This is a genomic window from Actinokineospora enzanensis DSM 44649, from assembly GCF_000374445.1.
GTDB lineage: Bacteria > Actinomycetota > Actinomycetes > Mycobacteriales > Pseudonocardiaceae > Actinokineospora > Actinokineospora enzanensis.
Genome location: NZ_KB894416.1, coordinates 142,004 through 164,672, shown reverse-complemented (window position 1 = coordinate 164,672; position 22,669 = coordinate 142,004). Strand labels below are relative to the sequence as shown.

Here is a 22,669-nt window from a genome sequence, read left to right as displayed (position 1 = left end):
CAGGGGGGTCGTTTCGGGACATGGCCTGGTGGTGGTCACGGTGGGTGGTCGAGGCGGGGTGGTGCCGTTCCGAGCCCCGGTGCCGTCCCAGCCTCGCCTGTCGTATCCCGCTCAGCCGTCACCTGTTGCGGTACGGTCAACTCGTGGCGGATGACCTGGAACCGCGTGTGGCCGCACTGGAGGAACGTCTCGCCGCCCTGGACGAGCGGGTACGGGCCAGCGAACACGACGCGGCCGCGGCCCGGGTACTGGCCGGGGGAGCCGACCGCGACGTCGCGGAGATCCGCGATGAGATCCGAGACTTCCGACAGGCCACCGTCGGCACCCTCAACGCGATGCGCGAAGACCTGCACGACCTCCGCACCCAGTTCAACGACGGCATGGCCGCTCTACGCGGCAAGGTCGACGGGATGACGGCAGGGCAGGAACACGTCGTCACGCTGCTCACCACGTTGATTGAGCGTGACGACTAGTCGGTGCCGCAGTCGCGCGGGTAGTGCGCCATCTCGGCCCACTCGGATTCCGACTGATCTACCAGCGCGCCTGGGATGGGCAGTAAGGAGTCGGGATGGCAGGGTGCACACATGGGTGAGCAGGATGATGGCTACCGTCAGCGGTTCGCGGCGGCCCGAGTCGCTAGGTTGGGGACCGCAGATGCCGCAGGAATCCCACACTTGGTACCCGTGACCTTCGCTGTACATGAGGACACTATCGTCTTCGCGATAGACCACAAACCCAAGAAAACGACTAACCTGAAGCGGCTGCGCAACATCGTCGAGAACGATCGCGCTTCTTTGCTGGTAGACGAATACGTGGACTCGGATTGGTCTCAACTCTGGTGGGTTCGCGCTGACGGTAAGGCGCGAATCATGGAAGACTTGCATGAAGGGCGGCAGCATCTTTCGTGCTTGGTTGAAAAGTACAATCAGTATCAGGAAAGGCCGCCTGTCGGTCCGCTTGTATTGGTTGCGGTCGACAGGTGGTCAGGGTGGGCCTACGACGGAAGGTAGATTGGCGGCTTAAGTCTGCACTGGCGTTAACATGGAGTAGACTGGTTGCATACCCAAGAGGAAGCGGGGCGGCAATGGCGGGTCACGTATATATGTTCCGGCGGATCGCCAACCAGTTGCGTGCGGCCCGGGTACTGGCCGGGGGAGCCGACCGCGACGTCGCGGAGATCCGTGACGAGATCCGCGACTTCCGACAGGCCACCGTCGGCACCCTCAACGCGATGCGCGAAGACCTGCACGATCTCCGCACCCAGTTCAACGACGGCATGGCCGCACTGCGCGGCAAGGTTGACGGGATGGCGGCAGGGCAGGAACACGTCGTCACGCTACTCACCACACTGATTGAGCGCGGTGACTAAATGGTCAGTCGAACATTTCAGCCAGGATTGTAAACCCGCAAGAGTTGGATTTTAGGGCCGTGACCTGCGGAGATGATTCGCGGGTTTGGTGCGGGTTTGCTGTGCCCTGCGGGTTTCAAACCCGCAGCACAGCAAGACGCCCCGCTAGCCCCTGGGGACTGGCTTCCAAGGGGAGCCCCGGAGGTATGGCCGCGTCACCAACGGCAACGAGGACAACCACGGCCGCGCCCCCACCCGACACCGCTGCGGGCACCGACACAGCCGCAGCCGAGAGGGAGACCGGGTCCATGGGTGCGGTGACCCCGGGCGCGACCACCGCCGGGGCCGCCGTGACGATGGCGTCCAGGTCGCTTCCGTCCACCGCGTCGGTGGCGGGCTTGTCCGCCAGGTCGGAGCGGGGGGCTAGTGGGGGTTGTTTGCAAACCGTGCCCTTGGGACCGGTGCCCGGCCAACCCGCTAGTGCTGGTCACGCGTCTCGCTGTTGCAGCGCTCGAAGGTCGCGTTTGAGTTGGTCCACGTCCCAGCGGGCGTGACCACCGGCTGTCTCGCTTGCCGGGGTGACGAGGCCCGCGCGCCACCATGCCCGCAGCGTCTCCCGGTGGATCCGAGTTCCCGCGCCGCGTCTCCGGTCGACACCAGGCGAGCAGTCACGGCGGTCACTCTGCCTGGCGAATCTGGCGTTTGCCCTGGTCAACTGGCGATAGTGGCGAATCTGGCGTTTCTGGCGTTTACTGCTCACGCCAAGAAGCGATCACCGACCGGAGGGTGACGACAATGACGCCGCTGTGGTGCGCCCGGGACCAACTGGTCCATCTCTGGGTGTCCCCCGACCCTGTACCGGGTCGCGTACGCCAGACAGCCTGCGGCCTGAGCGTCCCCGCCAACCTCGTACTCGATCAGCGCGGCCCTATGTGCGTCCCCTGCCTGATCGCCGCCGGGAACGCGGTAGCGGACGAGAACCGCTGGCAGTCTGGGCTGTAGTCGATGACACTGACCCTGGGGTCACTGTTAGAGCGGATACCGTCACACGATCAAATGCACGCCAATGCAGTGTGCCGCCGCCTTGTAGCAAAGAACATTGGTGCCTGGCACAGTTCGTGCCGAATGCGGGCTGATGATGGCGTTCGTACATCTCCAAAGCGCATGTTCAGGGGGCAAAGGTTCCGGGTTCATGACGTCGAGTGCGGCCGTGAGCCGATTTTGACGTAGTTCGGTGACCAAGGCATCGGTGTCCACTACTTGGCCGCGCCCGGCGTTCACGAGCAAGGCGCCAGTGTCCATCGATGCGAGGAATCGGGCGTCCACCATGCCTCTGGTTTCCTGGGTCAACGGCACGGCGATGACAACGACTCTGTGATCAGGGATCAACTCCGGCAGTTCAGAGGCAGCATGGATGCCGTCCCGGGCTCGGCGGGCTACGAGGGTCGTTGTTGCATCGAACGCTTCGAGGCGTTTGGCAGAGGCCATGCCGATACTGCCCGCTCCGACGATCAAGACTCGCTTTCCGGCCAGGGTGTCCGCATGGAACCTGCGATGTGCCCAGACATGTTCGTCTTGGAACCTGACAAGTGCAGGCCACTGGCGGAACTGGGTGAGGATCGCGGACAGAATCCACTCGGAGACTGGCCCTGCGTGGGCGCCACGGGCGCTGGAGAGGATCACATCCTCGGAGACGTGCGGCGCCCATTCGTCCACTCCTGCGGAAAGCAGTTGAACCATGCGAAGGTTCGAAAGGTACCCAAGCAGCTTGATCGGGCGGTGGCTGCTGCGGTAGGGCGGGATTAGCACGTCCGCCGCTGCTTGGTCATTGTTCAACTCGTCAGCATTGGGGTCATATGCGATCACACGAACACCGGAGAGTTGCGATAGCAACTCCCTGCCGACCGCATCATCTGGTTCTGAGCTGACGAGAACGCGCAGATTGCTCACGGACGTGCCGTCAGTAGTGTGGCGACCAGGTTATGCGCCTGTGCCTGTAGAGGCTCGCCCGACGCGCTGTTGTCGATCACGGTGTGGTCGACGGATGGGCGGAAGTCGACGTCAACCGATTCTGCGTACGTGGACCAGTTGTCCAGTTTCGACGCATCCCGGGCCGCTCCCCTGTGTCGCACGTAGGTGAGCATCGTCGCCAGGTCGCAGTGCACCCATACGAACGTGAGATCCGCGTTGAGCGCGGCAAAGGTAGCTCTGGTTCTGGCGATCCATGATTCGTCGCGCAGTTCCTTGATGAATGGGGCCGTGACGATCGCGTTGTTGCCACACTGCACGTTTTCAGTAACCGCGTTGTGCAAGGCCTCGTACTCTCGCGGCCGGATCGAGTGCAGATAAGTCTCCGACTCCCGGTCGTTGGGAGAACAGCCGACAAACTCAAGGGCGGCTTCCACCACGGGGCGGGTGAGCGTGTCCTTGTCCAGCATGGGCCAGCCCGTTTCCCGAGCCAGGATGCGGCCCAGCTCTGTCTTGCCGCTGCCCGCGTAGCCTCCGATGAGAAGTACGACCGGCCGGTTGGTTCGAACCTCGTTTCGCTGGGCCGGGGCGGTGACGACCCTCCCTGCCCGCGGCTTGCTCTCTACCAAGCCGTCCGCGATCAAGATCTTCATCGCCGAGTCGATCGTGAAGACGCTTACCCCCCACTGCGCGGCCAATTCCCTGGTCGACGGCAGCGGTTGCCCATCTCGCAGGCGCCCCGCCTCGATGTCGTTGCGGATGTTGCGCGCCACCTGCTGATGGAGCGATTCCGATCGGGAGAGTCGGGGTCGGTCGTCTGCCATGCGATCTCCAATCGAAGCACTGGTTCGCGCATCATATCAGTTACCTAACAGGTCAACGGGCGCATCATCGCAGGTGGGCGGCCATCTGGATGCACCATGTTGGCCAGCCAGTTGACTTGCATCTCTGGCAGTTGACATGAAACAGGGCAACTGTTAGCTTCGGCTGGTCGCCACAAGAAGATGGTGGTGCAGGAGACCGGATCGAGGTGCGAAGTGAGCTACCCCAGTCACTACCCTGACGGCGTCACGGAGGCCGTCGTGAACAGGCTGTTGTGGCAGGTCAGGCGGCATGTTGTGCCGGTTGTGACCGTGCCGCCGGTGTTTGTCGATCGGGATGACGCGATGCGTCGGGCGCGGCGTCGGTGGGGTCGGGCGTTGTCCCGGGCCGCGGCCGTGGCGGCGAGGTCGTGTCCGTTTTGTGAGTGGGCTGGTGGTCACGCCCCGACGTGCCCGAGGTGGTCGGGGGTGGCGGCGTGAGCACGGTGGACGCGACGCGGTGGATGGATTCGGCGTTGTGTGCGCAGACGGATCCGGACGCGTTTCACCCGGAGCGGGGTGGGGTGCGGGCGGCCCCGGCGCGGCAGGTGTGTGGGCGGTGTGAGGTTCGTGTGGAGTGCGGGGCGTACGCGCGGTCTACCGGGCAGGCCGATGGTGTGTGGGGTGGGCAGACCGCGCGGCAGCGTCGTCTGTCGCGCAGGTCGGACGGGGCGCGGCGGTGACCGGCACGGTGGTGGGCCCGTCCGCGGTGACGTTCGCTGTGTTGTTGCCTGCGTTGTTGGTGGCGCATCAGGTGGGTGATCACTGGGCGCAGACCGATCACCAGGCGGTGGCCAAGGGCCGTCGGGACCGTTCTGGCCGGATGGCGTGCGTGGGGCATGTCGCCTCGTACACGGTGGTCACGGCGGGCACGGTGGCGGTGTTGTGGTGGCTGCTGGGCCTGCCGGTGACACCGGTGGGGTTCGTGGCCGGTCAGGCCATCTCGGCTGTGACGCACTATTGGGCGGATCGCCGGTTCACGCTGTCCTGGCTGGCGCGCGTGGCCGGGAAGGGCGCGTTCGCGCGGTTGGGTGGCCCGTTGGGTGGCGGCTACATCCTGGACCAGTCCTGGCACCAGCTGTGGTTGCTGGTGGCCGCTCTGGTGACGGCGGTGGCGTGATGGGCACGCGTCGGTATCCGTGGGTGCTGGCCACGGTCCCCTGGTCGCAGTCGCAGGAGTACACGCGGGGCACGCATCAGGGCCTGCCGTTGTTGTCGTGGGGCATCGCGCCGCGTGGGGTGTTGGCGACGCGGCGGCAGTTGCGGGGGATGGGGAAGCGGCCGGCCGGGCAGGAGCCGGTGGCCTATCTGTACTTCCGGTGCCGCCGGGCGTGCAAGCAGGTGTTCGCGGAGTTGTTCCTGGTGTCCCGGGCCGCGCCGCACAGGCCGGCGACCCCGGCGCAGCACACCGCGATCGCGAAGGCGAACCTCGCGCGGCGGCTGTGCCGGACCTGCGGTCGGGACGCGGGCTATGTCGTGCCGTTGGAGACCCGGCAGTGCACGCCCTGCTGGCTGGCCACCGCCGAGTCCACGCGGGACCCGGCGGTCGCCTGACCGTGTGCCGCCGCGGTCCGTGGCGGTTCGCATCATCCAAACAACAGGAGGACACCATGTCGGTGGAAGTGCGCTTGATCGGCCCGGCGGCGGAGGTCGAGGCGGTGATGGCGGTGGTGGGGCAGTTGGGGATCACGTTCAGCGGCAGGACCTACCCGGCGCGCGCCCCGGGCGCGATCCGCACCTATGGGGAGCTGGAGGTCCCGCAGAAGATCGTCACCGCGCACGCCACGCGGGCCGACAAGACCGACGTCGGCGCTGTGTCGGGTCGGAATCGGAAGCGGCTCAGGCCGTGACGGAGAACAGCCGGAACAGCAATGAGAGTCCGTCGGTGTTGCGGGCGCGTGGGTTGTGCGTCACCTGCGGTGGTGTCGGGCTCTGGGCGGGTTTCGGGGGCGGCCCGCAGCGGCGGGTGTCGTGCCCGGAGTGCAACGACGGCAAGGGCAAGCGGACGAGGAAGGGGAAGTGACGATGGGGATTTTGAAGTCCACGCTGCGCGCGGTGAGCCCGGCGGCGGTGGCCGAGCGCGGCAAGCAGCGACAGGAGCGTGTCGACGGCACTCGTTGCACGGCGCGGCCGTACGGCAGGCCGTGTCAGCGCAAGCGGTTTCGGGGCACGGAGACCTGTGGCGACCCGGTGTGCGCGGCGTGGGTGCTGGCGGACTAGGTCACCCGGCATGAGGTGACAGGACATGGACCATTCGACAAACCAAGGGAGAGAGAGTCGTTGAACACCAGCAAGATCGTCACCGCTGACGCGGTCCTGTTCGGCCACGCCGAGGGCCGTTGGCGGGTGTTGCTGATCCAGCGCGGGAAGAGCCCGTACCGGGGCCGGTGGGCGTTGCCGGGCGGGAAGCTGAACCCGGGGGAGTCTCCGCGCAAGGCCGTGGCGCGGGAGCTGCGGGAGGAGACCGGGGTGATCATGCCGCGCCGGGTGGTCGAGGTCGGCGTCTACGACAAGTGGGGCCGGGACCCGCGTGGCGACTACGTCAGCCACGCCTATGCCGCGCTCATGGACACGCTGCCCATGCCGAGGGCCGCCGACGACGCCCGCGCCGCCCGGTGGGTGGAGCTCGACACCCTCGCGCGGTCGACGCTGGCGTTCGACCACGACCGCATCCTCACCGACGCGGTCCTGCTGCTCAACCTGACCTGACGCTGCCCCGGCCCGGCGGTCCATCCCGCCAAAGAAGTCCGCCGGGCCGGGCCTCGCAACCCCCACCAACCAACTCCAGTGGAGGAGTCACCATGGTATCCACCCCCACGCATGACAGTACTCTCGCGATGCTCTCGGGCAGCGCCAACACGATGACCGCCGCCGTCCGGTTGATCGGCGCGCACCAGCTGGTCGCCGAGCACGTCAGCGTCGGCCGTCGCAGTGTCATGGTCTCGGTGCACCCGGCGGCGTTGCCGGTGTGGGCGGCGGCGCTGGGCTGCGCCGCCGTCCAGGTGTGGGCGACCGCCGGCGGTGAGGTGGCGGTCATGGTCACCAAGACCGTCGAGGGCGTCGAGTTCTCCGTGTTCACCCGGGTGCCCGACGTTCCTGGTGGTGCCTCGACCTCGCACCGGACCATGCAGCTGGCGCGGCTGGCCCAGGTGCTCACCGGCCACACCCGGGTCGGGGGTGCGGCGTGAACGACGCGAGCATCCGTGAGCTGTACCGGGATCGTGCGCACGTGGTGGCGTTGCTGGCGGCGATGTATCCCGCGCACATCGAGACCGACCCGGCCCCGCCCGCGCCGGAGGTGGCCATGGTGGTGGTGATCGACACCATCACCGGCCAGTTGTCCTGGCACGTGCACCGCGACGACATGGACCTGTTCGGGTGGCTGCCGCGTCGGGCACGCGAGTGGGACGGGCACGACGCCGCCACCAGGCACGAGCGGATCCACCGCGAGATCGCGCGTCTGGACCTGCACGAGGAAGGCGCGTTGTTCTCCGCCTACCTCGACGGGTTCGCCGATGGCTGTGTCGACACCGCCGGTGCCGGATCGGCCGGGGGCCCGCGATGACCCGGCACCCCATCGTCGCGGCCCGGGTCCCGGCCGTGGTGATCGAGCAGGACGAGGCGCTGTGCGAGTGCCGCTGTGCCCGCATGGTCGGCACGCACACCGCCGGTCAGTGCGGAAACGTGGGGGAGGGCGCCCGATGAGCGGCAAGTACGAAGTCCACAGTGGACGCCGCAGTGTGTGGAACGGGGACGTGCACACCTTGTGCGGGTGGGTCATCCCCAAGGTCGAGGCCCGCTACACCCTGGCCTCGCCGACCTGCCCCGGCTGCATCGCGGCCAAGAAGGCGAAGAAGAACGCGCGGAAGGGACGGTGAGGGTGATGCAGGTCGTGTTGGTGTTGCTGGTCATGGCCGCGGCGCTGGTGTTGATGTACGTGTGGCGGGTGCTCGCGGTGGGCGCGGTGATCGCGGGTGTGCAGTGGCTGTTCCTGGCCGCCGGGCCGGATCCGTCTGTGCAGGTGGCGGTGTTGGCGTTGCCGGCGTTGATCACCGCCTACGCCCTGTCACGCAGCGACCTGGTGCGGCGGGTGTCGCCGGTGGTGGTCGCGGGCCGTGCGCGGGAGGTGCGGCGATGAGCGCGCTGGCCGTGCCCGGCCCGGACGAGTCCGACCCGTTCGCCGACGCGGTGGCCGAGGTGGAGCGCTATGTGGCCGCGGCCGCCCCCACGCCCCCTCCCCGGGTCCAGCCTGTCGAGCACGACGACCAGGACACCGGTGACGGAAGCGACCAGGGCCGTTCCGTCGCTGTCGGGTCGTCGGTGGGGCGGACCGGGCGGGTGCGGCGGTTGTCCGCCGAGGTGGCCGAGGCGCACGCCCTGCTGGCGTTGCAGGGCGACACCGCGCCGCTGCTGGTGGACACCGGGCGGGTGCGGCGGGCGCTCAAGCGGTCCCGTGAGGCCGCGCGGCTGCACGCGTTGGGCCGGGACCCGATGGCGCGGGCGTGGCAGGCCGCGCGGGTGCGGCTGGTGCTCACCGTGGTCGCGCTGGTGGCGTTGGTGGGGGCGTTGGGGTGGTCGACCACCGGCGTGCACCACACCCTCACGATGGACATGTCCGACCGGGGCGCGGCCTGGTGGGGGGCGTGGGCGGTGGAGCCGGTCCTCTCGGCCGTGTTGCTGGTGGTGGTCGCGGCGAAGGCGTTCCTGACCACGCGCGGGCACACGCTGCGCCACCGGCACCTGAGCGCGGTCGAGGCGGGGGCGTTGGGGGTGACGTTGACGCTCAACGTCTGGCCCTACCTGCCCTGGGCGGCCGAGGTGTTCGCGCCGATGGCGTTGTTGGCGCACGCGATCGGGCCGCTGGTCGCGGTCGGCGCGGTCACCGTGATGCCGATCATCTGGGACGGTTTCGCCCGCCTGGATCACGGCGGCGACACCCCCACCGACCCGGCCCGGTCGGGGGCGGCGGACCCGACCGACGAGCGCACCGACACCGCGGGCGAGGCCCTCCCGGCCGGGGCGGCGCAGCGGGCCTCGGCGGGGGCCGCCCACGCCCCCGACGCCCCGATCGTTCAGGGACGATTGTCCGCGCGGGCGGCGGCGTTGCTGCCCCGCCTGCGGGCGGCGATCGCCGCCGGGGACCTGCCGCCGACCGCGTCGGCCAGCGCCATCCGCGCGCACCTGCGGTGCGGCAGCGAGTACGCCCGCGAACTGCGTGACATGGTGACCGACCCGGCCGGGCGGGGCGCGACCGGAAGCGACGGCACGCGATGACCCCCCGCCTGCCCGACCCCGACGACACCAACGTGGTGCACCTGCCCCTGCGCCACGCCACCGACACCGGCCCCGCGACCGGCCCCGCCGTGGGTGGGGAGCTGGAGCCGGACGGGGCCCTGGTCGGTGAGGTGCTCACGGCCGAGGAGTCCGCCGCACTGGACCGTCGTCTGGCCGCGCAGTCGGTGCGCGGTCGGGCGGGGGAGCTGGTGCGGGTGGTGCGCGCGCACCCGGCGTCGGGTCAGGCGGCCCGGGGCGCGCGGGTGGCGGCGCGGGCGGGGTGGACGGTGGCGCAGGGGCATCTGTCCTGGGCCCGCCGGGCCGGGCAGGCCCTGACCCACGGGCACGTGCGGGAGCAGGTCCGGCTGGCCCGCGCGGCGGGGGACTCGGTGGCGCTGGCGGAGTGGACCGAACGGCTGGACGCGCTCAAGAACGGCCGGGCGCAGCGGGTGCGGGGCCTGCCCGCCACTCTGTGGGCGGGTCTGCGGGCGTTGCTGGTCGCGGTGACGGTGCTGGCCGGGGTGCTGCTGCTGTGCGGTGTGGCCATCCAGCTCACCCCCGGCGGGTGGGGCTGGGCGGACTGGTGGACGCTGCTGGGCGATGTCGCCGGGGTGCTCGGTGTGCTGGCCACCATCGCGATGCACCTGATCGTGTGGGGCGGGCTGCCCGCGCTGCTGGTCGCGGCGTGGCGGGAAGGCCGCCGGGCCGCGCCGGCACCGCGCTGGCTGGTCTCGCGCACCGAACGGGCGGAGATGGACTCCGAGATCACCGAAGACCTGATCACCCGGGCGCTCGCGCACGTCAAGATCGTCGCCTTGACCGGGTTCCTCAAGCAGGGCGGGAAACTGGAGTACCTGATTCAGCCCCGCGAGCAGGGCGGGGGCACCTACACCCAGATCAGGCTCCCGCTGGGGGTGATCGCGGCGGAGTTGCTCGACTCCCGGAAAGTCGAGCTGCTGGCCGGCAACCTCGGGCGGCACAAGCACGAGACCTGGCCCCAGCGCGACCCCGACGCCGACGCCCGCGTGCTGGACCTGTGGATCGCCGACAAGGGCACCATGGACCGGCCCGCCCCGCCCTGGCCGCTGCTGGAGGACGGGCAGGTCGACGTCTTCCGCGACCGGGTGCCCTTCGGGGTGACCATGCGCCAGGAACAGGTGGCCATGGGCATGCTGCAAAAACACCACCTGTACGGGGCCACCTCCAAACAGGGCAAGACCACCACGGTACGGCTGCTGGCCCTGGGCCTGGCCCTGGATCCCACGGTGGAGCTGCGCATCGCCGACCTCAAAGGCGACGGCGACTGGAAGATGTTCACCCCGCGCGTCGCCACCTACATCGAGGGGTCCACACAGGAGGACGCCGAGGCCACCTGCGCGATGCTGGAATGGGGCGTGGCGGAGATGGAACGCCGCTACCAGGCCAAATCCGAACAGAACATCGTCGGAGCGATCACCCGGGAACTCTCCCGCCGCAAAGGCTCCGGCTTCCACCCGATCTACCTGATCGTGGACGAATGCCAGGTCCTCTACGGCGCCGAGCACCCCATCGGCGGCACCAAGAACGACGCCCGCGCGGCCAAGACCGCCAAACGCCTGCACGACCAGGCCCGCGCGGTCAACATCCACCTGATTCAGGCCACCCAACGCCCCGACGACCGCACCCTGCCCGTCCGCGTCCGCGAAGGCGCGCACGTGCGCTGCTCGCTCAACGTCCCCAACGAACCCACCGCCCGCATGATCCTCGCCGACGCCGTGGACCGGGGCGCGCGCCCGCAGGACCTGCGGCCCGGCGCGGACGCCGGAACCGTCGTGGCCACCGGCGAGGTCGAGGACATCCCCGCAGGCCAGGCGTTCATCATCGTCCGCACCCACTACGTGTCCACACAGGACGCCTACCGCGTCGTCGACCGCGCCATGCAGATCATGGCCCGCCACGGCCGCACCCCCGCCACCACCGACACCGACAGCGAACCCGCCACGCCGGTCGACCACCTGGCCGACATCGACCGCGCCCTGCGCGACGAACCCCGCGTACGCACCACCGTCATCCTCGCCCGCCTCATCGAGGACGACCCCACCGTCTACGAGAGCTGGAACGCCGAGCGACTCGCCGAGGAACTGCGCCGCTGGCACATCCGCGTCATCAAGAGCAGCAACAAGTTCATCCGCGCCGACGACGTCCACACGGCCATCACACGCCGTGACAACGGCGAACTGCCCGACGACGACACCGACACCACCGGATAGCCCCGGCACACCCCGCCGGGCGCGCGGGACCCGACACGGGAGCCCGCCCCCGGCACGGGACTAGTCCCACACCGGGTCCCACGATCGGGTCCCGCGCCCCGAACAGCGCAGACACCGCGCACGGGACCCACGGGACCCCCTCCCGCCACCCCGGCCGAAACCACCCGGAACACGCCCTGGGCGCCCCACCCGACCGCGTCCCGCGCACCCGCGCGGCCGGTCGGCGCACCCGGCGACCCAGGCGACCGCCTTACTCACCACTCATTACACACAGTGACTATCGAGAGGGAGTCGGATGAACCCCTGGGACATCAGCATGAACCCGTGGAGCGTCACCACCGCCACCGCGAGCCACGCCGGAGGCAGGCAGATCAACGCCGACGCCATCGATGTGCGCTCCACCCCGGTCGGGACGGCCGTGGCTGTGGTCGACGGGATCGGCAGCAGCCTGGAAACCTGTGACGCCGCGTTGCTGGCTGCCAGTGCCGCGGTCGCGGTGGGCTGCCACCGCGGCGCGTTGGTCGGGCTGCTGGCCGCCGCCGACACCCTGCCCGACTACCCCGGTGCGCCGGACGCGGTCGCGGCGGTGGTGTCGCTGGACCCGCAAGGGCGCCTGGAGATCGCGCACATCGGTGACGTCGCGGTGTGGCTGTGGGACTCGCGGCGCGGGTTGCGGCGGTGGACCGTCGAGCACACCGCCGGCGCGTACATGCGCCACATGCTGACCAACCCGGGCCTCACCGACGACGAGCGCGCCACGCTGGAACAGGCCCTGGCGGCCCCGATCGAGGTCATGGACCACTACCTGCTCGGCACTCTCGGCCGCGCCACCGTCGGCACCGTGTCTTCCACCATCGTGCGGGAGGAGAACCCCGAGCTGGTGATCATCACCAGCGACGGCGTCCACAAACAACTCCCGGCCGACCTGATGGCCGCGTTGGTGGACGACTTCCACACCGACCCCGGGCTGATCGCCGACGCCCTGCTCGACAGTGCGCTGATGCGCGACCCCGAGGGCGGCGACAACGTCACCGTCGCCGTTCTCGCCATCCCCCCAACCGCCTGACCTGTCTCATCTCGCACCACAACGGAAGGACATCGTGATGAACGCCAACGACAAGAAGTCCGTGCGTGTCCACAACTCGGTCAGCGGCAACGCCCGGGTCGGCAAGCAGGTCGAGGTCGTCGACGGTGACGTGACCATCGTCAACGACCGCTCCCGGTCCTCGCGTGGTCGAAGCCCGGACGCACCCATCAACGGCCAGCCCACCGCCCAGCCCATGCCCGCCGGGTTCGACCACCAGTCCCAGTTCGGGCACGTCACCGGCAAGGTCCGCCGCTACGTCGACGGTCGCCGCGTCGACTAGCCCCGCCATGTCCGCGTGAGGGGCCGACACGGGCCCCTCACGCGGAAACCCTCACCAGCCAACGAACAGGAGGACACCATGTCGGTGGACACCCGATGGGACAAGGCCGTTCAGGACGCGATCACCGAGTTGCAGTCTCGGAAGGGAGCGTGGGTGGGCTTGTGCGAGCTGCGCTTCCACCCGCGCCTGGTGGGCACGACCCGTGAGGCGCAGGACCGGCACCTGCGGCGCATGTCGCACGAGGGCAAGGTCGTGCTGGCCCCGGAGTCCAACCAGAAGGCTCTCACCCGGGCCGCGCGGGACGCGGCGGTCTGGATCGGCAACGAGGACAACCACCTCATCCGGATCCGCTGAACACACCGAACCCTGGGAGTGATGATCATGACTGTTGTGCTCTCCGCTTGTCTGGCCGCGATCAGCGCGTTGGCCGGGTCGGTGATCACCACCGTGTGGCGGGCCCGGCAGGAAGCCGAACAAGCCGGGCTGGGGTTCGCCCGGGAACAGGCCAAGGACGCCCTCGCTGCCGCCGTGGACCTGCTCACGGCGTTGGACGCGCACCGCAATGCCATGTGGTACTTGGAGGACGCGCGGGAACAGGGCGACGCGGACGGCGAGCAACGGTGGCGGGGCGCGTCGGAGACCACCCGTGACGCGGTCACCGGGCCGCACCTGTGGGTGCGCTGCCTCATCCCGGCGGTGACCGATGCCGCCGAGAAGGCCGTACGGGCGACTTACGACATGGAAGGCGCCGGTGCCCTGGGCAGGCTCCCGGAGGCCCAGCACAACGCCAAGAACCTGACCGTCGCCTACGAACGCGCCGTCATCACGGCCGTGCACCAGGCCACCATCGGCGGCACACCCGTCGCGCTGATGACCAGGCCGTGACCGCCGGGGGCGGGCAGCAGCTCGGCATCGTCCACGGCGAGATCCGTGTCAACGGCCGCCGCGTGAACTAGCCCCCGCGTGTCCGCGTGAGGGGCCCCGCGGCGGGCTCCTCACGCGGACACCTCCCACCAGCCAACGAACAGGAGGACACCATGTCGGTGGACACCCGCTGGGACAAGGCCGTGCGAGCCGCGATCGAAGCGCTGGCACCGCGCCGTGGGGGCTGGGTCGGGCTGGTCGACCTGCGCCCGGCGCTGGCCGGGACGTCCCGGGCCGCGCAGGACCGGCACCTGGTGCGGATGCTGCGGGAACGCAAGATCCATCTGGTTCCCGAGTCCAACCGGAAAGCGCTCACCCCGGCCGCGCGGGCCGCCGCGATCCGCATCGGCAACGAGGACAACCACCTCATCACCTGGAACCACCACAACCACACCTGATGGCCGCGGGGCGGGTCCTCCGCGTGTGGACCCGCCCCGCGCCGCTCCTACTCACCGTCCATTCCGGATCGAGAAGGGCACCGTGATGAACCACTTCGAGGACATGCTGCCGCAGCACGCGCTCGACGCGGCCCGGATGGGTTTCCGCGTCTTCCCGCTGCGCCCGGGCAGCAAACGCCCCGCCCTGCACCTGGAATCCCGCTGCCCAGGAACCGGGGCGTGCGCGGGCGGGCACGCCAAGCCGGAGCAGCGTGCCACCACCGACCCGGCGGTGATCACACGTTGCTGGGCTGCCGGGCCCTACAACATCGGGATCGCCACCGGCCCCAGCGGCCTGGTGGTGGTCGACCTGGACAGGACCAAGTTCGGTGGCGAGACCCCTCCCGCACGCTGGAACCGGGAGGGGGTGCGCGACGGTCACGACGTGTTCGTGTTGCTGTGCGAGGAAGCCGGGCAGCCCTGGCCGGAGACCTTCACCGTGGCCACCCCGAGTCAGGGCAAGCACCTGTACTTCCGTGCCCCCGCCGGGATCGAGCTGCGCAACACCGAGGGCGACACCGGCAACGGCCTGGGCTGGAAGATCGACACCCGCGCGCACGGCGGCCACGTCGTCGCCGCCGGGTCGGTGACCGCCGCCGGGGTGTACCGGGTCGTGTGTGACGCGCCGATCGCGCCGTTGCCCGAGTGGCTGCGCCGCAAGCTGACCCCGACACCCCGCACGATCGCCCCCACCCCGGTCACCGCCCCGCCCGACCGGATGCCCGCCTACGTCACCGCCGCGCTCGACGGAGAACGCGACCGAGTGGCCGCCGCGCAACCCGGCACCCACGACAAAACCCTGTTCGTCGCGGCGGTGGCGCTCGGGCAACTGGTCGGCGCGGGCGTGCTCCCCTCGGCTACAGCCCAACACCACCTGCATACCGCCGCCGCCCACATGATCAGCGACCGGTGCGACTGCACCGAGTCCAAAGTGCTCCGCACCATCACCAACGGCCTGCGCGCCGGAGCGACCCACCCGCGACGGATCACCCCCACCGACCCGGCCGGACGGCGAGGCGCGGCATGCGCGTGACGCAAGGGCGTCGACCGTCGACCGGGATTCGCCACCGACGGTGGCGGCTGCTGGACTTGTTCTGCAAGGCGGGCGGGGCATCCGCCGGGTACCACGCGGCGGGGTTCGCGGTGACCGGGGTGGACATCGAACCCCAGCCGCACTACCCGTTCCCGTTCATCCAGGCCGACGCGTTGACCGTGGACCTGTCCGGGTTCGACGTGATCGCCGCGTCACCACCCTGCCAAGCGTTCTCCTGCGTGACGCCCGCACGCAGGCGCGCCGACCACGCCGACCTGGTCGGCCCGATCCGGGACCGTCTACAGGCTGCGGTCGCCGTCGGTGACGCGCGAGCCTATGTGATCGAAAACGTCGTCGGTGCGCCGCTGATCGACCCGGTGACCCTCTGCGGGGACACCCTCCGTCTCGGGGTGCGCAGACACCGGCTGTTCGAGTCCAACCTGCCGCTACGCGGCACCGACTGCCACCACGACCGGCCCGAACCGGCAGTACCGGTCTACGGAACCCACGGGCAACGCACCAGCACCGGAACCGCCGACGCGGAGAAGGCGCGGACCGCGATGGGCATCGACTGGATGCCCTGGCCCGCCCTGACACAGGCCATCCCGCCCGCCTACACCTTCTGGCTGGGAACCCAACTTATCGGCCACCTCGGCCCGGCCGCCGGTGACGCAACCACTGAGCCCACCGACGGTCCCGGTGACGGAACTGCCCTGGTCGCTACCGTCACCGGTGAGCTCAGGGATTCCGTCACCACCCGCGCCTGCCGGTGCGGCGCCCCGCTGACCCGACCGGCCACCGGCCGGTGGCCCCGCCACTGCTCGCCCGCCTGCCGCCAAGCCGCCTACCGGGCCCGCCAGGGCACCAACACCCGTTCCCGCGATGCGGAGGCAGCGTCATGACCGCCGAGTTGCTCAACGCCGTTCACTCCGCTCTGGCCCGCTACGTCGTACTTCCCACCAGGGAGACAGCGGACGCGATCACGCTGTGGATCGCCGCGACCCACGCCCAGCCCGCGTGGGCGCACGCGCCCAGGCTGGTGATCCGGGCCCCGGAGAAACGCTGCGGCAAGTCCCGGCTGCTGGACCTGATCGAGGCACTCGCGCATGACCCGTTCATCACCGTCAATTCCAGCACGTCGGCCATCTACCGGTCGGTCACCGACGACCCGCCCACCCTGCTGGTCGACGAAGCCGACACGATCTTCGGGCCGAAGGCCGCCCAGCACGAGGACCTGCGCGGGCTGCTCAACGCCGGCCACCAACGCAACAGGCCGATCAAGCGCTACAACGCCGAAGCCAAACAGGTCGAGTCGCTGCCCACCTTCGCCATGGCCGCGCTCGCCGGGATCGGCGCGATGCCCGGCACGATCGAGGACCGCGCCGTCATCGTCCGCATGCGCCGCCGCCTCGCCGATGAGGACGCCGCGCCGTTCCGGCACCGCCGGGACCGGCCGCAACTACGGGAACTCGCACACGGCCTCGACCGGTGGCTGCGCGCCGATCTCGACGCCCTCGAATCGGCCGTGCCCGACATGCCGGTGGAAGACCGCGCGGCCGACACCTGGGAACCGCTGATCATCGTCGCCGACCACGCCGGCGGCGACTGGCCCGAGCGGGCCCGGAAAGCCGTTCTCGCGCTCACCGCCGACCACGACGACCAAGAGCAGTCCCTCGGGGTACGGCTGCTGACCGACTGCCGCGCCGTGTTCGCCGAGGACTCCGCGATCGCCACCGCCGCACTGCTCGACCGGCTCAAACGCGACCCGGAATCACCCTGGGCCGCCCACGGCCCCGCCGGGCTCACGCCCGCCAAACTCGCCGACTACCTCCGCGAGTACGGCATCCGCTCCACCACGATCCGGTTTCCCGACGGCAGCCAAGCGAAAGGATACAAACGGGTCCATTTCACCGACTCCTGGCACCGCTACTGCTCCAACCCGAAAGACGCCCCGAAGAAATCGTCCCCCACATCGGGAGCTGTGTTCCAACTCCACTCCGCCGAACCAGTCGAAGGTGATGTCGCATGACCAGGAAGAACACCAAGAACACCGCTCCGGTCATCCCACCGAACTACTCGATCGACGAGGTGTGCGCTGCGTTGAAGATCCGCCGGTCGACGTTCTATGAATGGCGTGCCAAGAAACGAGCACCTCGCTGCCGGCGTCTGCCCAACGGGCGGATATGCATCCTGGTGGCCGACTACGAGTCCTGGTTCGAGTCCCTCGACGACGGGGAGCCCGCCTGATGCCAGGGTCCTACAAGGTCGGCGTCTGGGCGATCGAGGCCCGGAAGCTGGTGAAGGGTGTCAGCTACCGGGTCGCCTGGACTGTCGATGGCAGGATGTTCCGGGACACCTTCCACACCCGCGCGCTCGCGGACGGGTTCCGGTCCGATCTGGTCGCGGCCACGCGCAAGGGTGAAGCGTTCGACACCGAGTCCGGTCTGCCGGTCTCGATGGCCCGTACACGGTCGTCGTTGAGCTGGTATGAGCTGTCCATCAAGTATGTGGACATGAAGTGGCCACGGGCGGCTGCCAAGTCCCGGGCCGGGGTGGCGGACATGCTCGCGACCGTCATGCCCGCCATGCTCAGCGGCGACCGGGGGAGACCGGATGTGAAAGCGATGCGGACCGCGCTGACCGGTTGGGCCTACAACGTCATCCGCAGGGACACCGACAAGCCACCGGAGGTCGAGCGGACATTGGCGTGGCTGGCGGCCAACACGGTCAAGGTGTCCGAGTTGGAGGATGTCGCGTTCCTGAGGAAGGCGTTGGACGCTCTGGCTCTCAAGATGGACGGTGGTCATGCCGCCGCCAAGACGGTGACGCGGAAACGGGCGGGTTTCCACAACACGCTGGAGTACGCGGTGGAGCTGAAAGCGCTGTCTGTGAACCGGCTGGGCGAGGTCAAATGGCAGATCCCCAAGACCGTGAAGGCGATCGACAAGCGCGTGGTCGTCAACCCGCGTCAAGCCGTGGCCTTGCTGGACGCGGTCGCCGCGCAGAAGGTGGAGGGCCAGCCGCGCCGGTCCTCGGGGCCGATGTTGCGCGCGTATTTCGCGTCGATGTACTACGCCGGGTTGCGTCCGGCGGAGGCCGCGATGCTGGGGCGCAAGGAGTTGCGTGCCTTGCCGAAGGAAGGGTGGGGTGAGCTTCTGCTGTCCGACACCGCGCCCATCGCGGGGGCCGCCTGGACCGACACGGGGGAGCGCAGGGACCGGCGCCATCTCAAGCATCGCGCGGCGCACGAGGTTCGGGTGGCGCAGTCGCCGCCGGTGTTGACCGGGATCCTCAACGAGCACGTCGAGCGGTTCGGGTATGCGGGCGACGGCAGGCTCTTCCGCGGGCTCGACGGCGGGCAGGTGGCGGAGTCGACCATCGCGCGGGTCTACGACAAGGCCCGGAAAGTCGCGTTGACCGAGGAGGAGTACCGGTCTCCGTTGGCCAAGCGGCCCTACGACCTGCGGCACGCGTTCGTGTCCACGTGCCTGATGGCAGGCGTGCCGCCACGGCAGATCGCGGAGTGGGTGGGGCACTCGGTGTGGGTGCTGTTGCAGATCTACGCGCAGGTCATCGTGGGGATGGAGGACATGGCGCGCAGCCGCATCGACGAGGCCTATCGGGAGCTGGTTCCAGGGAGCGTATAGGGAGAAACCAGCCGTACACCCCCGGTTTCAGCCGAACATAGCCGGATAGGCAGCGAACGGGCCCTGCCAGCTTTCACGCTGGTCAGGGCCCGTTTCGCGATGTCATGGGAGTGCCCCCGGGCAGGCTCGTACAGCATCCACACGAACCCGTACCCGTCGTGAGCTGCACGTTTCTGCCACGTTGGGGGTCATGCGCCGCCGCCGTAGGACGGGCTGAGGATCGCCCACAAGACACGAGGACGCCCGCCGGGTTGCGACCCCGGTGGGCGTCCTCGTGTCTTGCGGGGCCTGGCTACGTACTGCGGCGCGCGCCCCGGAGAGGGCCTACGAGGTTGATTCGATCATGCTCTTAACCACAGACGTGCCGGGGAAGTCGTCCGGGATCGTGTCCATGAAGACGTGGTCGACGATCTCCCCTAGCCAGTGTCCGGAGTTGCGGCGGCGGCCGATCGTCTTGAAGCCTGCCTGCTCGTAGGCGCGGATTCCCGCCGTGTTCGGTGCCAGTACGGATAGCCAGATGTTGCGGAGGTTCGTGATGTGGAAGCCGTAGTCGACGGTCAGCCGGGTTGCTTCGGCCCCCAGCCGCTTGCCGCGTCCCTCCGCTCCCAGTGTGATGATCAATTCGCCGGTGTGGGTCCGGTTGTCGACCAGGATCAGGCTGATGCCGACCGGTGTCGGGGCGTCGCCGGTCACGTCGTAGATCGTGAAGTACGGGTTCCCCGATCGGGACTGACCGTCGAACACGTCCGCCCGGGTCTGCACCGTCTCGGCGTTGTGTTGGCCGTAGCCGACCAGGACGCGGGGTTCGCTCTCCCAGCGCCAGTAGTCCGGTACTAGGTCGCGCTCGAACGGTCCGAGTGCGGCGCGTTCTCCCCGCAGCCACAGAATCGGATCGGGCCGGACAGTGGGTTCGTTGCTGATGGTCTTCTCCTTCGTGCGGTGCTAGATGGTGCGAAGCGGTGTGTATCGCGACGTGGATGCCGGTTCGGCTATCGGCTGTCCGTCAGTCTCCACCCATGCGTGCAGGCGTATCGGGTCGGCTGCGACGCCGTGACACCAGGTCACCCGTTGGCGGTACGCGGCCAGCATGAGTACGACGGCGGACGATTCTTCGAGGCAGGCCACGCGGCCGGGCGCCAGCATCCCGACCCGTCGTATCGCGTGGATGGCCTCTAACGCTCGTTCGATCATGGCGGGGCGGACCGTTCGGAGAGTCGCCCACCGGATCAACCGTGTCAGCCGGGCCATGCGTGTCCGGGCCGGGCCGGTGTGGGCAACTGTCAGCACGCCGGCCAGTGCCAGAGCCGCCAGGGGAAGCGCCCGATACCTGACCGGGGGAATCGGCGTGCGCCCGGCTTGGACTTCCTGTGTGCCCCAACTCGGCACGATCGGACGCCCGGTCGTGGGTACCGGCCAGGGCCGGGGACTCTCGCCGGTGATCAGCAGACCGGCCGCTTGGAGTTGGCCTGTTAGCGCTTGCGCGGACGGCTCGTCCAACGCGGTCGGGGTAGCGGTGTCCCCGGTGGTGGCCAGTTCGGTCCACCACCGGGCGGACGGCCCGGATAGAACCTTGACCCCTCCGGTTCGGTAGTCCACAAGGACGGTCGCGGGACCCAGGTCAACCGTCGACACATGTTCGTGAGTCGTGACGTACCCCAAGATCAGGACACCCCCTGTTCAGCGCGAACCATCTTCCACGGTGTGACCGGTGCCGACTCGACCGCACATAACCAGACCTCAGCCGAGACAAACGGTTCGACCATGCCGTACGCGTCGGGCATACCGGTGGCGGCCCGCGTGACCAGTTGGCGAACCATCGTCGGGTCCACTAGTCCCAACGCGGCCAGTCGTCCATGGGCCATGTCCTCAATAGCCGCTCTGTTGGCTCTCAAACCCTGGTAGTAGTCGGCCGTCTGATCCCCTTTCGAGACGCGACCGGCGATCGACTCCGGCAGCAGGTCCGCTAGGGCACGCCGCAATACCGGCTTGTAATCGGACGGGCCTGGACGCTCATCCGTTGGCATCGACAGACAGGCGTCGAGGAGCCGGGAGTCAAGGAACGGATTGTGCAGAGGTACGCCAGCGTGCGCGGCGATGTCCACGTCCGCGCGGGCTGTCCGCCCGGTGTCGGCCATGACTTCGGCTAGCCGACGGGTGGTCCAGTCCGGCCACTCTCTTGTGTCATCACTACCGGGTACCGCAGCCGCCGCCATGGCGACGCGTTCCCACAGCGAGTCCGTTGCCCATGGCGGTGGGGAGACGGGCGGAAACCACGCCACGTCACCGTGCCCCAGCTTGACGGTAGGCGCGCTCTGCCCTATGGCGGACAACGCATTCGCCCACGCGTCCAGTGCACTGGCAGGAGTCGTTCGAGCGACCCGCCGCGCTGACCGCAGCAGCGGAGACACCGAACGGCGGTTCAAACGCGCCCACCGCATCGTCTCGACCGTCGCCCTGCCATATCGACGTGCGCGGATCAGATCTGCCAGGAACAACGCCGGAGTGCACAGCAAGCCGTCTCCGCCGTCCCCGGTCATATGGGAATCCGTCTTGGCCTGGTCTCGCAACCAGCCGAGCCGAGCGGAGAACGACGCGTAGCCGATGGTCGATGGTGCAGGTTCGTCGGTGGCCGGAACGTCAAGCAGGCTGTAAGGCATGTGCTCGGAACCGAGTGACAGCCAGCGGTGGTACACACCCGGTGTGCCGCCAGCCTCGCGGGCGTACCTCGCATCCCCGTCGGTGGTGTTCCCTCTCGGGTGCAGGGTGACGCCGGTGATTGACCGCTCGGGGGCCAGTCGTTCAGCCGCCAGCACAACGAGACTGGTTGAGTCGAGTCCTCCGGACAGATCGGCGGTCGGTGATGCGGCAGCGTCCACACGGACCGCAACGGCCGACGACAGTTCGGCCCGCAACCGTGCGAGGTGGTCACCGGCGCGTGGTTGGGGTCTCCATACTGGCTGGCGGTCAACTGAACCATTCGCGGTCAAGGTCACCCGATAGCCGGGTGGCAACAGTGACACATCGGCGAACGCGGACCGGACACCCCAGAGGGTAGGCACACCCGGAGCGATGAGCCACGCGGCAAGCCGGTCAACATCGACCCGACTACCTTTGAGACTGGCTAAGGCACGGGCACTGGACGACCAATGCATCCCACCGTCGGCCCACGTAGTGTAGATCGGCCAGGCTCCACCAACGTCGGTCCATATCGTCGTTTCGTGATCGTCTGCGGCTACAACGGTGTAGCTACCGGGCCAGCGCCACGCCACGTCATCGGGAACGCCGTGTGTCGCCAGTCGGGCTAGTTCGCCGTCGGGGATGCCGCACGGTCCGATCACGGCGATGCGGCGGCGTCCGGCCAGCGTCCGGCGTACCTCGTGTGCCCGCCACGGCCCGTCCAGCCAGCACGCGGTATCGGCTTGCCACAGAAGCTGACTGTTGGCAGGTACTTGCGCCGCGCGGGACGTGCCCCTGAATCCTCCGAACCGCAACAACTGAATGCCCCTCCCTTCTTTGATTGACCGGGCGAGCGGTGCCCGCCTCACGGCGGAGGCGGGCACCA

31 protein-coding genes are annotated in these 22,669 nt (G+C 69.0%); 26 read left to right on the top strand and 5 right to left on the bottom strand.

Going from position 1 to position 22,669, the window contains the following annotated elements; genetic code table 11:
* The first annotated feature begins 143 nt into the window (after positions 1–143).
* The 3 genes from C503_RS0118360 to C503_RS0118355 all read left to right on the top strand — a co-directional run bounded on the left by C503_RS0118360 (position 144) and on the right by C503_RS0118355 (position 1,369).
* The gene (locus C503_RS0118360; RefSeq protein WP_018683685.1) at positions 144–473 is read left to right on the top strand and encodes a hypothetical protein; all 330 of its coding nucleotides are present in this window, start codon (positions 144–146) and stop codon (positions 471–473) included.
* Between the two features lie 111 nt (positions 474–584).
* On the top strand, positions 585–1,010 hold the full coding sequence (locus C503_RS44700; RefSeq protein WP_084477189.1) for a TIGR03668 family PPOX class F420-dependent oxidoreductase: 426 nt from the start codon (positions 585–587) through the stop codon (positions 1,008–1,010).
* A gap of 74 nt (positions 1,011–1,084) precedes the next feature.
* Entirely contained in the window at positions 1,085–1,369 is a 285-nt protein-coding gene (locus C503_RS0118355; RefSeq protein WP_026316444.1) for a hypothetical protein, read from the top strand.
* Between the two features lie 1,023 nt (positions 1,370–2,392).
* On the opposite strand, the gene C503_RS44695 is transcribed toward C503_RS0118355, so the two are convergent.
* Both C503_RS44695 and C503_RS0118345 read right to left on the bottom strand, forming a co-directional pair.
* Complete coding sequence (locus tag C503_RS44695) at positions 2,393–3,298, bottom strand: NAD(P)-dependent oxidoreductase (protein ID WP_245572514.1); 906 nt, start codon at positions 3,296–3,298, stop codon at positions 2,393–2,395.
* On the bottom strand, positions 3,295–4,089 hold the full coding sequence (locus C503_RS0118345) for a GntR family transcriptional regulator (RefSeq protein ID WP_018683682.1): 795 nt from the start codon (positions 4,087–4,089) through the stop codon (positions 3,295–3,297). Before C503_RS0118345 ends, C503_RS44695 begins: the two co-directional genes overlap by 4 nt.
* A 551-nt stretch (positions 4,090–4,640) precedes the next feature.
* On the opposite strand from C503_RS0118345, the gene C503_RS48890 reads away from it, so the two are divergent.
* From C503_RS48890 to C503_RS0118230, 23 genes are all read left to right on the top strand, one after another.
* Entirely contained in the window at positions 4,641–4,859 is a 219-nt protein-coding gene (locus C503_RS48890) for a WhiB family transcriptional regulator (protein WP_169514553.1), read from the top strand.
* On the top strand, positions 4,856–5,296 hold the full coding sequence (locus C503_RS0118335; RefSeq protein ID WP_018683680.1) for a DUF3307 domain-containing protein: 441 nt from the start codon (positions 4,856–4,858) through the stop codon (positions 5,294–5,296). Before C503_RS48890 ends, C503_RS0118335 begins: the two co-directional genes overlap by 4 nt.
* On the top strand, positions 5,296–5,730 hold the full coding sequence (locus C503_RS47325; RefSeq protein WP_018683679.1) for an RRQRL motif-containing zinc-binding protein: 435 nt from the start codon (positions 5,296–5,298) through the stop codon (positions 5,728–5,730). Before C503_RS0118335 ends, C503_RS47325 begins: the two co-directional genes overlap by 1 nt.
* 56 nt (positions 5,731–5,786) lie before the next feature.
* The gene (locus C503_RS0118325; protein ID WP_018683678.1) at positions 5,787–6,026 is read left to right on the top strand and encodes a hypothetical protein; all 240 of its coding nucleotides are present in this window, start codon (positions 5,787–5,789) and stop codon (positions 6,024–6,026) included.
* Positions 6,027–6,201: 175 nt separating this feature from the next.
* Positions 6,202–6,396, top strand: a complete 195-nt coding sequence (locus C503_RS0118320) for a hypothetical protein (protein WP_156893304.1) — start codon at positions 6,202–6,204, stop codon at positions 6,394–6,396.
* A gap of 60 nt (positions 6,397–6,456) precedes the next feature.
* Positions 6,457–6,885 (top strand): NUDIX domain-containing protein, encoded by a 429-nt coding sequence (locus C503_RS0118315; protein ID WP_018683676.1) that lies wholly within the window; start codon positions 6,457–6,459, stop codon positions 6,883–6,885.
* Positions 6,886–6,977: 92 nt separating this feature from the next.
* Positions 6,978–7,364 carry a hypothetical protein gene (locus tag C503_RS0118310; protein WP_156893302.1) on the top strand — a complete coding sequence of 129 codons (387 nt, stop codon included), beginning with the start codon at positions 6,978–6,980 and terminating at the stop codon, positions 7,362–7,364.
* Positions 7,361–7,741, top strand: a complete 381-nt coding sequence (locus tag C503_RS39855; RefSeq protein WP_018683674.1) for a WDGH domain-containing protein — start codon at positions 7,361–7,363, stop codon at positions 7,739–7,741. Before C503_RS0118310 ends, C503_RS39855 begins: the two co-directional genes overlap by 4 nt.
* Complete coding sequence (locus C503_RS46040; RefSeq protein ID WP_018683673.1) at positions 7,738–7,881, top strand: hypothetical protein; 144 nt, start codon at positions 7,738–7,740, stop codon at positions 7,879–7,881. The genes C503_RS39855 and C503_RS46040 overlap by 4 nt, the downstream gene beginning before the upstream one ends.
* Positions 7,878–8,054, top strand: a complete 177-nt coding sequence (locus C503_RS46815; RefSeq protein WP_018683672.1) for a hypothetical protein — start codon at positions 7,878–7,880, stop codon at positions 8,052–8,054. The genes C503_RS46040 and C503_RS46815 overlap by 4 nt, the downstream gene beginning before the upstream one ends.
* A 5-nt stretch (positions 8,055–8,059) precedes the next feature.
* Positions 8,060–8,314 carry a hypothetical protein gene (locus tag C503_RS39850; protein ID WP_156893301.1) on the top strand — a complete coding sequence of 85 codons (255 nt, stop codon included), beginning with the start codon at positions 8,060–8,062 and terminating at the stop codon, positions 8,312–8,314.
* On the top strand, positions 8,311–9,450 hold the full coding sequence (locus tag C503_RS0118285; RefSeq protein WP_018683670.1) for a hypothetical protein: 1,140 nt from the start codon (positions 8,311–8,313) through the stop codon (positions 9,448–9,450). Before C503_RS39850 ends, C503_RS0118285 begins: the two co-directional genes overlap by 4 nt.
* Positions 9,447–11,699: a DMT family transporter gene (locus C503_RS43410; RefSeq protein ID WP_018683669.1), complete on the top strand. Its 2,253-nt coding sequence runs from the start codon at positions 9,447–9,449 to the stop codon at positions 11,697–11,699. The genes C503_RS0118285 and C503_RS43410 overlap by 4 nt, the downstream gene beginning before the upstream one ends.
* A 295-nt stretch (positions 11,700–11,994) precedes the next feature.
* Positions 11,995–12,765, top strand: coding sequence for a PP2C family protein-serine/threonine phosphatase (locus tag C503_RS0118275; RefSeq protein WP_018683668.1), 771 nt, complete (start codon positions 11,995–11,997; stop codon positions 12,763–12,765).
* A gap of 37 nt (positions 12,766–12,802) precedes the next feature.
* A complete protein-coding gene (locus tag C503_RS0118270; protein ID WP_018683667.1) occupies positions 12,803–13,066 on the top strand; it encodes a hypothetical protein in 264 nt (87 codons plus the stop codon).
* A 78-nt stretch (positions 13,067–13,144) separates the two neighbouring features.
* On the top strand, positions 13,145–13,420 hold the full coding sequence (locus tag C503_RS39840) for a hypothetical protein (protein WP_018683666.1): 276 nt from the start codon (positions 13,145–13,147) through the stop codon (positions 13,418–13,420).
* Positions 13,421–13,447: 27 nt separating this feature from the next.
* On the top strand, positions 13,448–13,951 hold the full coding sequence (locus C503_RS43405) for a hypothetical protein (protein WP_156893300.1): 504 nt from the start codon (positions 13,448–13,450) through the stop codon (positions 13,949–13,951).
* Positions 13,952–14,103: 152 nt separating this feature from the next.
* Positions 14,104–14,388, top strand: a complete 285-nt coding sequence (locus tag C503_RS39830; RefSeq protein ID WP_018683664.1) for a hypothetical protein — start codon at positions 14,104–14,106, stop codon at positions 14,386–14,388.
* 85 nt (positions 14,389–14,473) lie between these two features.
* Positions 14,474–15,460: a bifunctional DNA primase/polymerase gene (locus C503_RS39825; protein WP_018683663.1), complete on the top strand. Its 987-nt coding sequence runs from the start codon at positions 14,474–14,476 to the stop codon at positions 15,458–15,460.
* Positions 15,451–16,362 carry a DNA cytosine methyltransferase gene (locus tag C503_RS39820; protein WP_018683662.1) on the top strand — a complete coding sequence of 304 codons (912 nt, stop codon included), beginning with the start codon at positions 15,451–15,453 and terminating at the stop codon, positions 16,360–16,362. The genes C503_RS39825 and C503_RS39820 overlap by 10 nt, the downstream gene beginning before the upstream one ends.
* Complete coding sequence (locus C503_RS0118240) at positions 16,359–17,489, top strand: DUF3631 domain-containing protein (protein ID WP_018683661.1); 1,131 nt, start codon at positions 16,359–16,361, stop codon at positions 17,487–17,489. The genes C503_RS39820 and C503_RS0118240 overlap by 4 nt, the downstream gene beginning before the upstream one ends.
* Positions 17,486–17,707 (top strand): helix-turn-helix transcriptional regulator, encoded by a 222-nt coding sequence (locus C503_RS39815; protein ID WP_018683660.1) that lies wholly within the window; start codon positions 17,486–17,488, stop codon positions 17,705–17,707. Before C503_RS0118240 ends, C503_RS39815 begins: the two co-directional genes overlap by 4 nt.
* Positions 17,707–19,107 (top strand): site-specific integrase, encoded by a 1,401-nt coding sequence (locus tag C503_RS0118230; protein ID WP_018683659.1) that lies wholly within the window; start codon positions 17,707–17,709, stop codon positions 19,105–19,107. Before C503_RS39815 ends, C503_RS0118230 begins: the two co-directional genes overlap by 1 nt.
* A 324-nt stretch (positions 19,108–19,431) precedes the next feature.
* Here the strand turns inward: C503_RS0118230 and C503_RS0118225 are convergent, their stop codons facing one another.
* From C503_RS0118225 to C503_RS39810, 3 genes are all read right to left on the bottom strand, one after another.
* The gene (locus tag C503_RS0118225; RefSeq protein WP_245572519.1) at positions 19,432–19,986 is read right to left on the bottom strand and encodes a GNAT family N-acetyltransferase; all 555 of its coding nucleotides are present in this window, start codon (positions 19,984–19,986) and stop codon (positions 19,432–19,434) included.
* A 63-nt stretch (positions 19,987–20,049) separates the two neighbouring features.
* Positions 20,050–20,493, bottom strand: coding sequence for a lasso peptide biosynthesis B2 protein (locus C503_RS47915; RefSeq protein WP_281170516.1), 444 nt, complete (start codon positions 20,491–20,493; stop codon positions 20,050–20,052).
* 275 nt (positions 20,494–20,768) lie between these two features.
* Positions 20,769–22,652, bottom strand: coding sequence for an albusnodin/ikarugamycin family macrolactam cyclase (locus C503_RS39810; protein WP_245572517.1), 1,884 nt, complete (start codon positions 22,650–22,652; stop codon positions 20,769–20,771).
* Positions 22,653–22,669: the final 17 nt, after the last annotated feature.

Excerpts from the sequence above, each read along its gene's own strand:
- C503_RS44700 (WP_084477189.1), top strand. The coding sequence starts at position 585 with ATGGGTGAGCAGGATGATGGCTACCGTCAGCGGTTCGCGGCGGCCCGA.
- C503_RS0118355 (WP_026316444.1), top strand. The coding sequence starts at position 1,085 with ATGGCGGGTCACGTATATATGTTCCGGCGGATCGCCAACCAGTTGCGT.
- C503_RS48890 (WP_169514553.1), top strand. The coding sequence starts at position 4,641 with ATGGATTCGGCGTTGTGTGCGCAGACGGATCCGGACGCGTTTCACCCG.
- C503_RS47325 (WP_018683679.1), top strand. The coding sequence starts at position 5,296 with ATGGGCACGCGTCGGTATCCGTGGGTGCTGGCCACGGTCCCCTGGTCG.
- C503_RS0118325 (WP_018683678.1), top strand. The coding sequence starts at position 5,787 with ATGTCGGTGGAAGTGCGCTTGATCGGCCCGGCGGCGGAGGTCGAGGCG.
- C503_RS0118320 (WP_156893304.1), top strand. The coding sequence starts at position 6,202 with ATGGGGATTTTGAAGTCCACGCTGCGCGCGGTGAGCCCGGCGGCGGTG.
- C503_RS0118310 (WP_156893302.1), top strand. The coding sequence starts at position 6,978 with ATGGTATCCACCCCCACGCATGACAGTACTCTCGCGATGCTCTCGGGC.
- C503_RS46040 (WP_018683673.1), top strand. The coding sequence starts at position 7,738 with ATGACCCGGCACCCCATCGTCGCGGCCCGGGTCCCGGCCGTGGTGATC.
- C503_RS46815 (WP_018683672.1), top strand. The coding sequence starts at position 7,878 with ATGAGCGGCAAGTACGAAGTCCACAGTGGACGCCGCAGTGTGTGGAAC.
- C503_RS39850 (WP_156893301.1), top strand. The coding sequence starts at position 8,060 with ATGCAGGTCGTGTTGGTGTTGCTGGTCATGGCCGCGGCGCTGGTGTTG.
- C503_RS0118285 (WP_018683670.1), top strand. The coding sequence starts at position 8,311 with ATGAGCGCGCTGGCCGTGCCCGGCCCGGACGAGTCCGACCCGTTCGCC.
- C503_RS43410 (WP_018683669.1), top strand. The coding sequence starts at position 9,447 with ATGACCCCCCGCCTGCCCGACCCCGACGACACCAACGTGGTGCACCTG.
- C503_RS0118275 (WP_018683668.1), top strand. The coding sequence starts at position 11,995 with ATGAACCCCTGGGACATCAGCATGAACCCGTGGAGCGTCACCACCGCC.
- C503_RS0118270 (WP_018683667.1), top strand. The coding sequence starts at position 12,803 with ATGAACGCCAACGACAAGAAGTCCGTGCGTGTCCACAACTCGGTCAGC.
- C503_RS39840 (WP_018683666.1), top strand. The coding sequence starts at position 13,145 with ATGTCGGTGGACACCCGATGGGACAAGGCCGTTCAGGACGCGATCACC.
- C503_RS43405 (WP_156893300.1), top strand. The coding sequence starts at position 13,448 with ATGACTGTTGTGCTCTCCGCTTGTCTGGCCGCGATCAGCGCGTTGGCC.
- C503_RS39830 (WP_018683664.1), top strand. The coding sequence starts at position 14,104 with ATGTCGGTGGACACCCGCTGGGACAAGGCCGTGCGAGCCGCGATCGAA.
- C503_RS39825 (WP_018683663.1), top strand. The coding sequence starts at position 14,474 with ATGAACCACTTCGAGGACATGCTGCCGCAGCACGCGCTCGACGCGGCC.
- C503_RS39820 (WP_018683662.1), top strand. The coding sequence starts at position 15,451 with ATGCGCGTGACGCAAGGGCGTCGACCGTCGACCGGGATTCGCCACCGA.
- C503_RS0118240 (WP_018683661.1), top strand. The coding sequence starts at position 16,359 with ATGACCGCCGAGTTGCTCAACGCCGTTCACTCCGCTCTGGCCCGCTAC.
- C503_RS39815 (WP_018683660.1), top strand. The coding sequence starts at position 17,486 with ATGACCAGGAAGAACACCAAGAACACCGCTCCGGTCATCCCACCGAAC.
- C503_RS0118230 (WP_018683659.1), top strand. The coding sequence starts at position 17,707 with ATGCCAGGGTCCTACAAGGTCGGCGTCTGGGCGATCGAGGCCCGGAAG.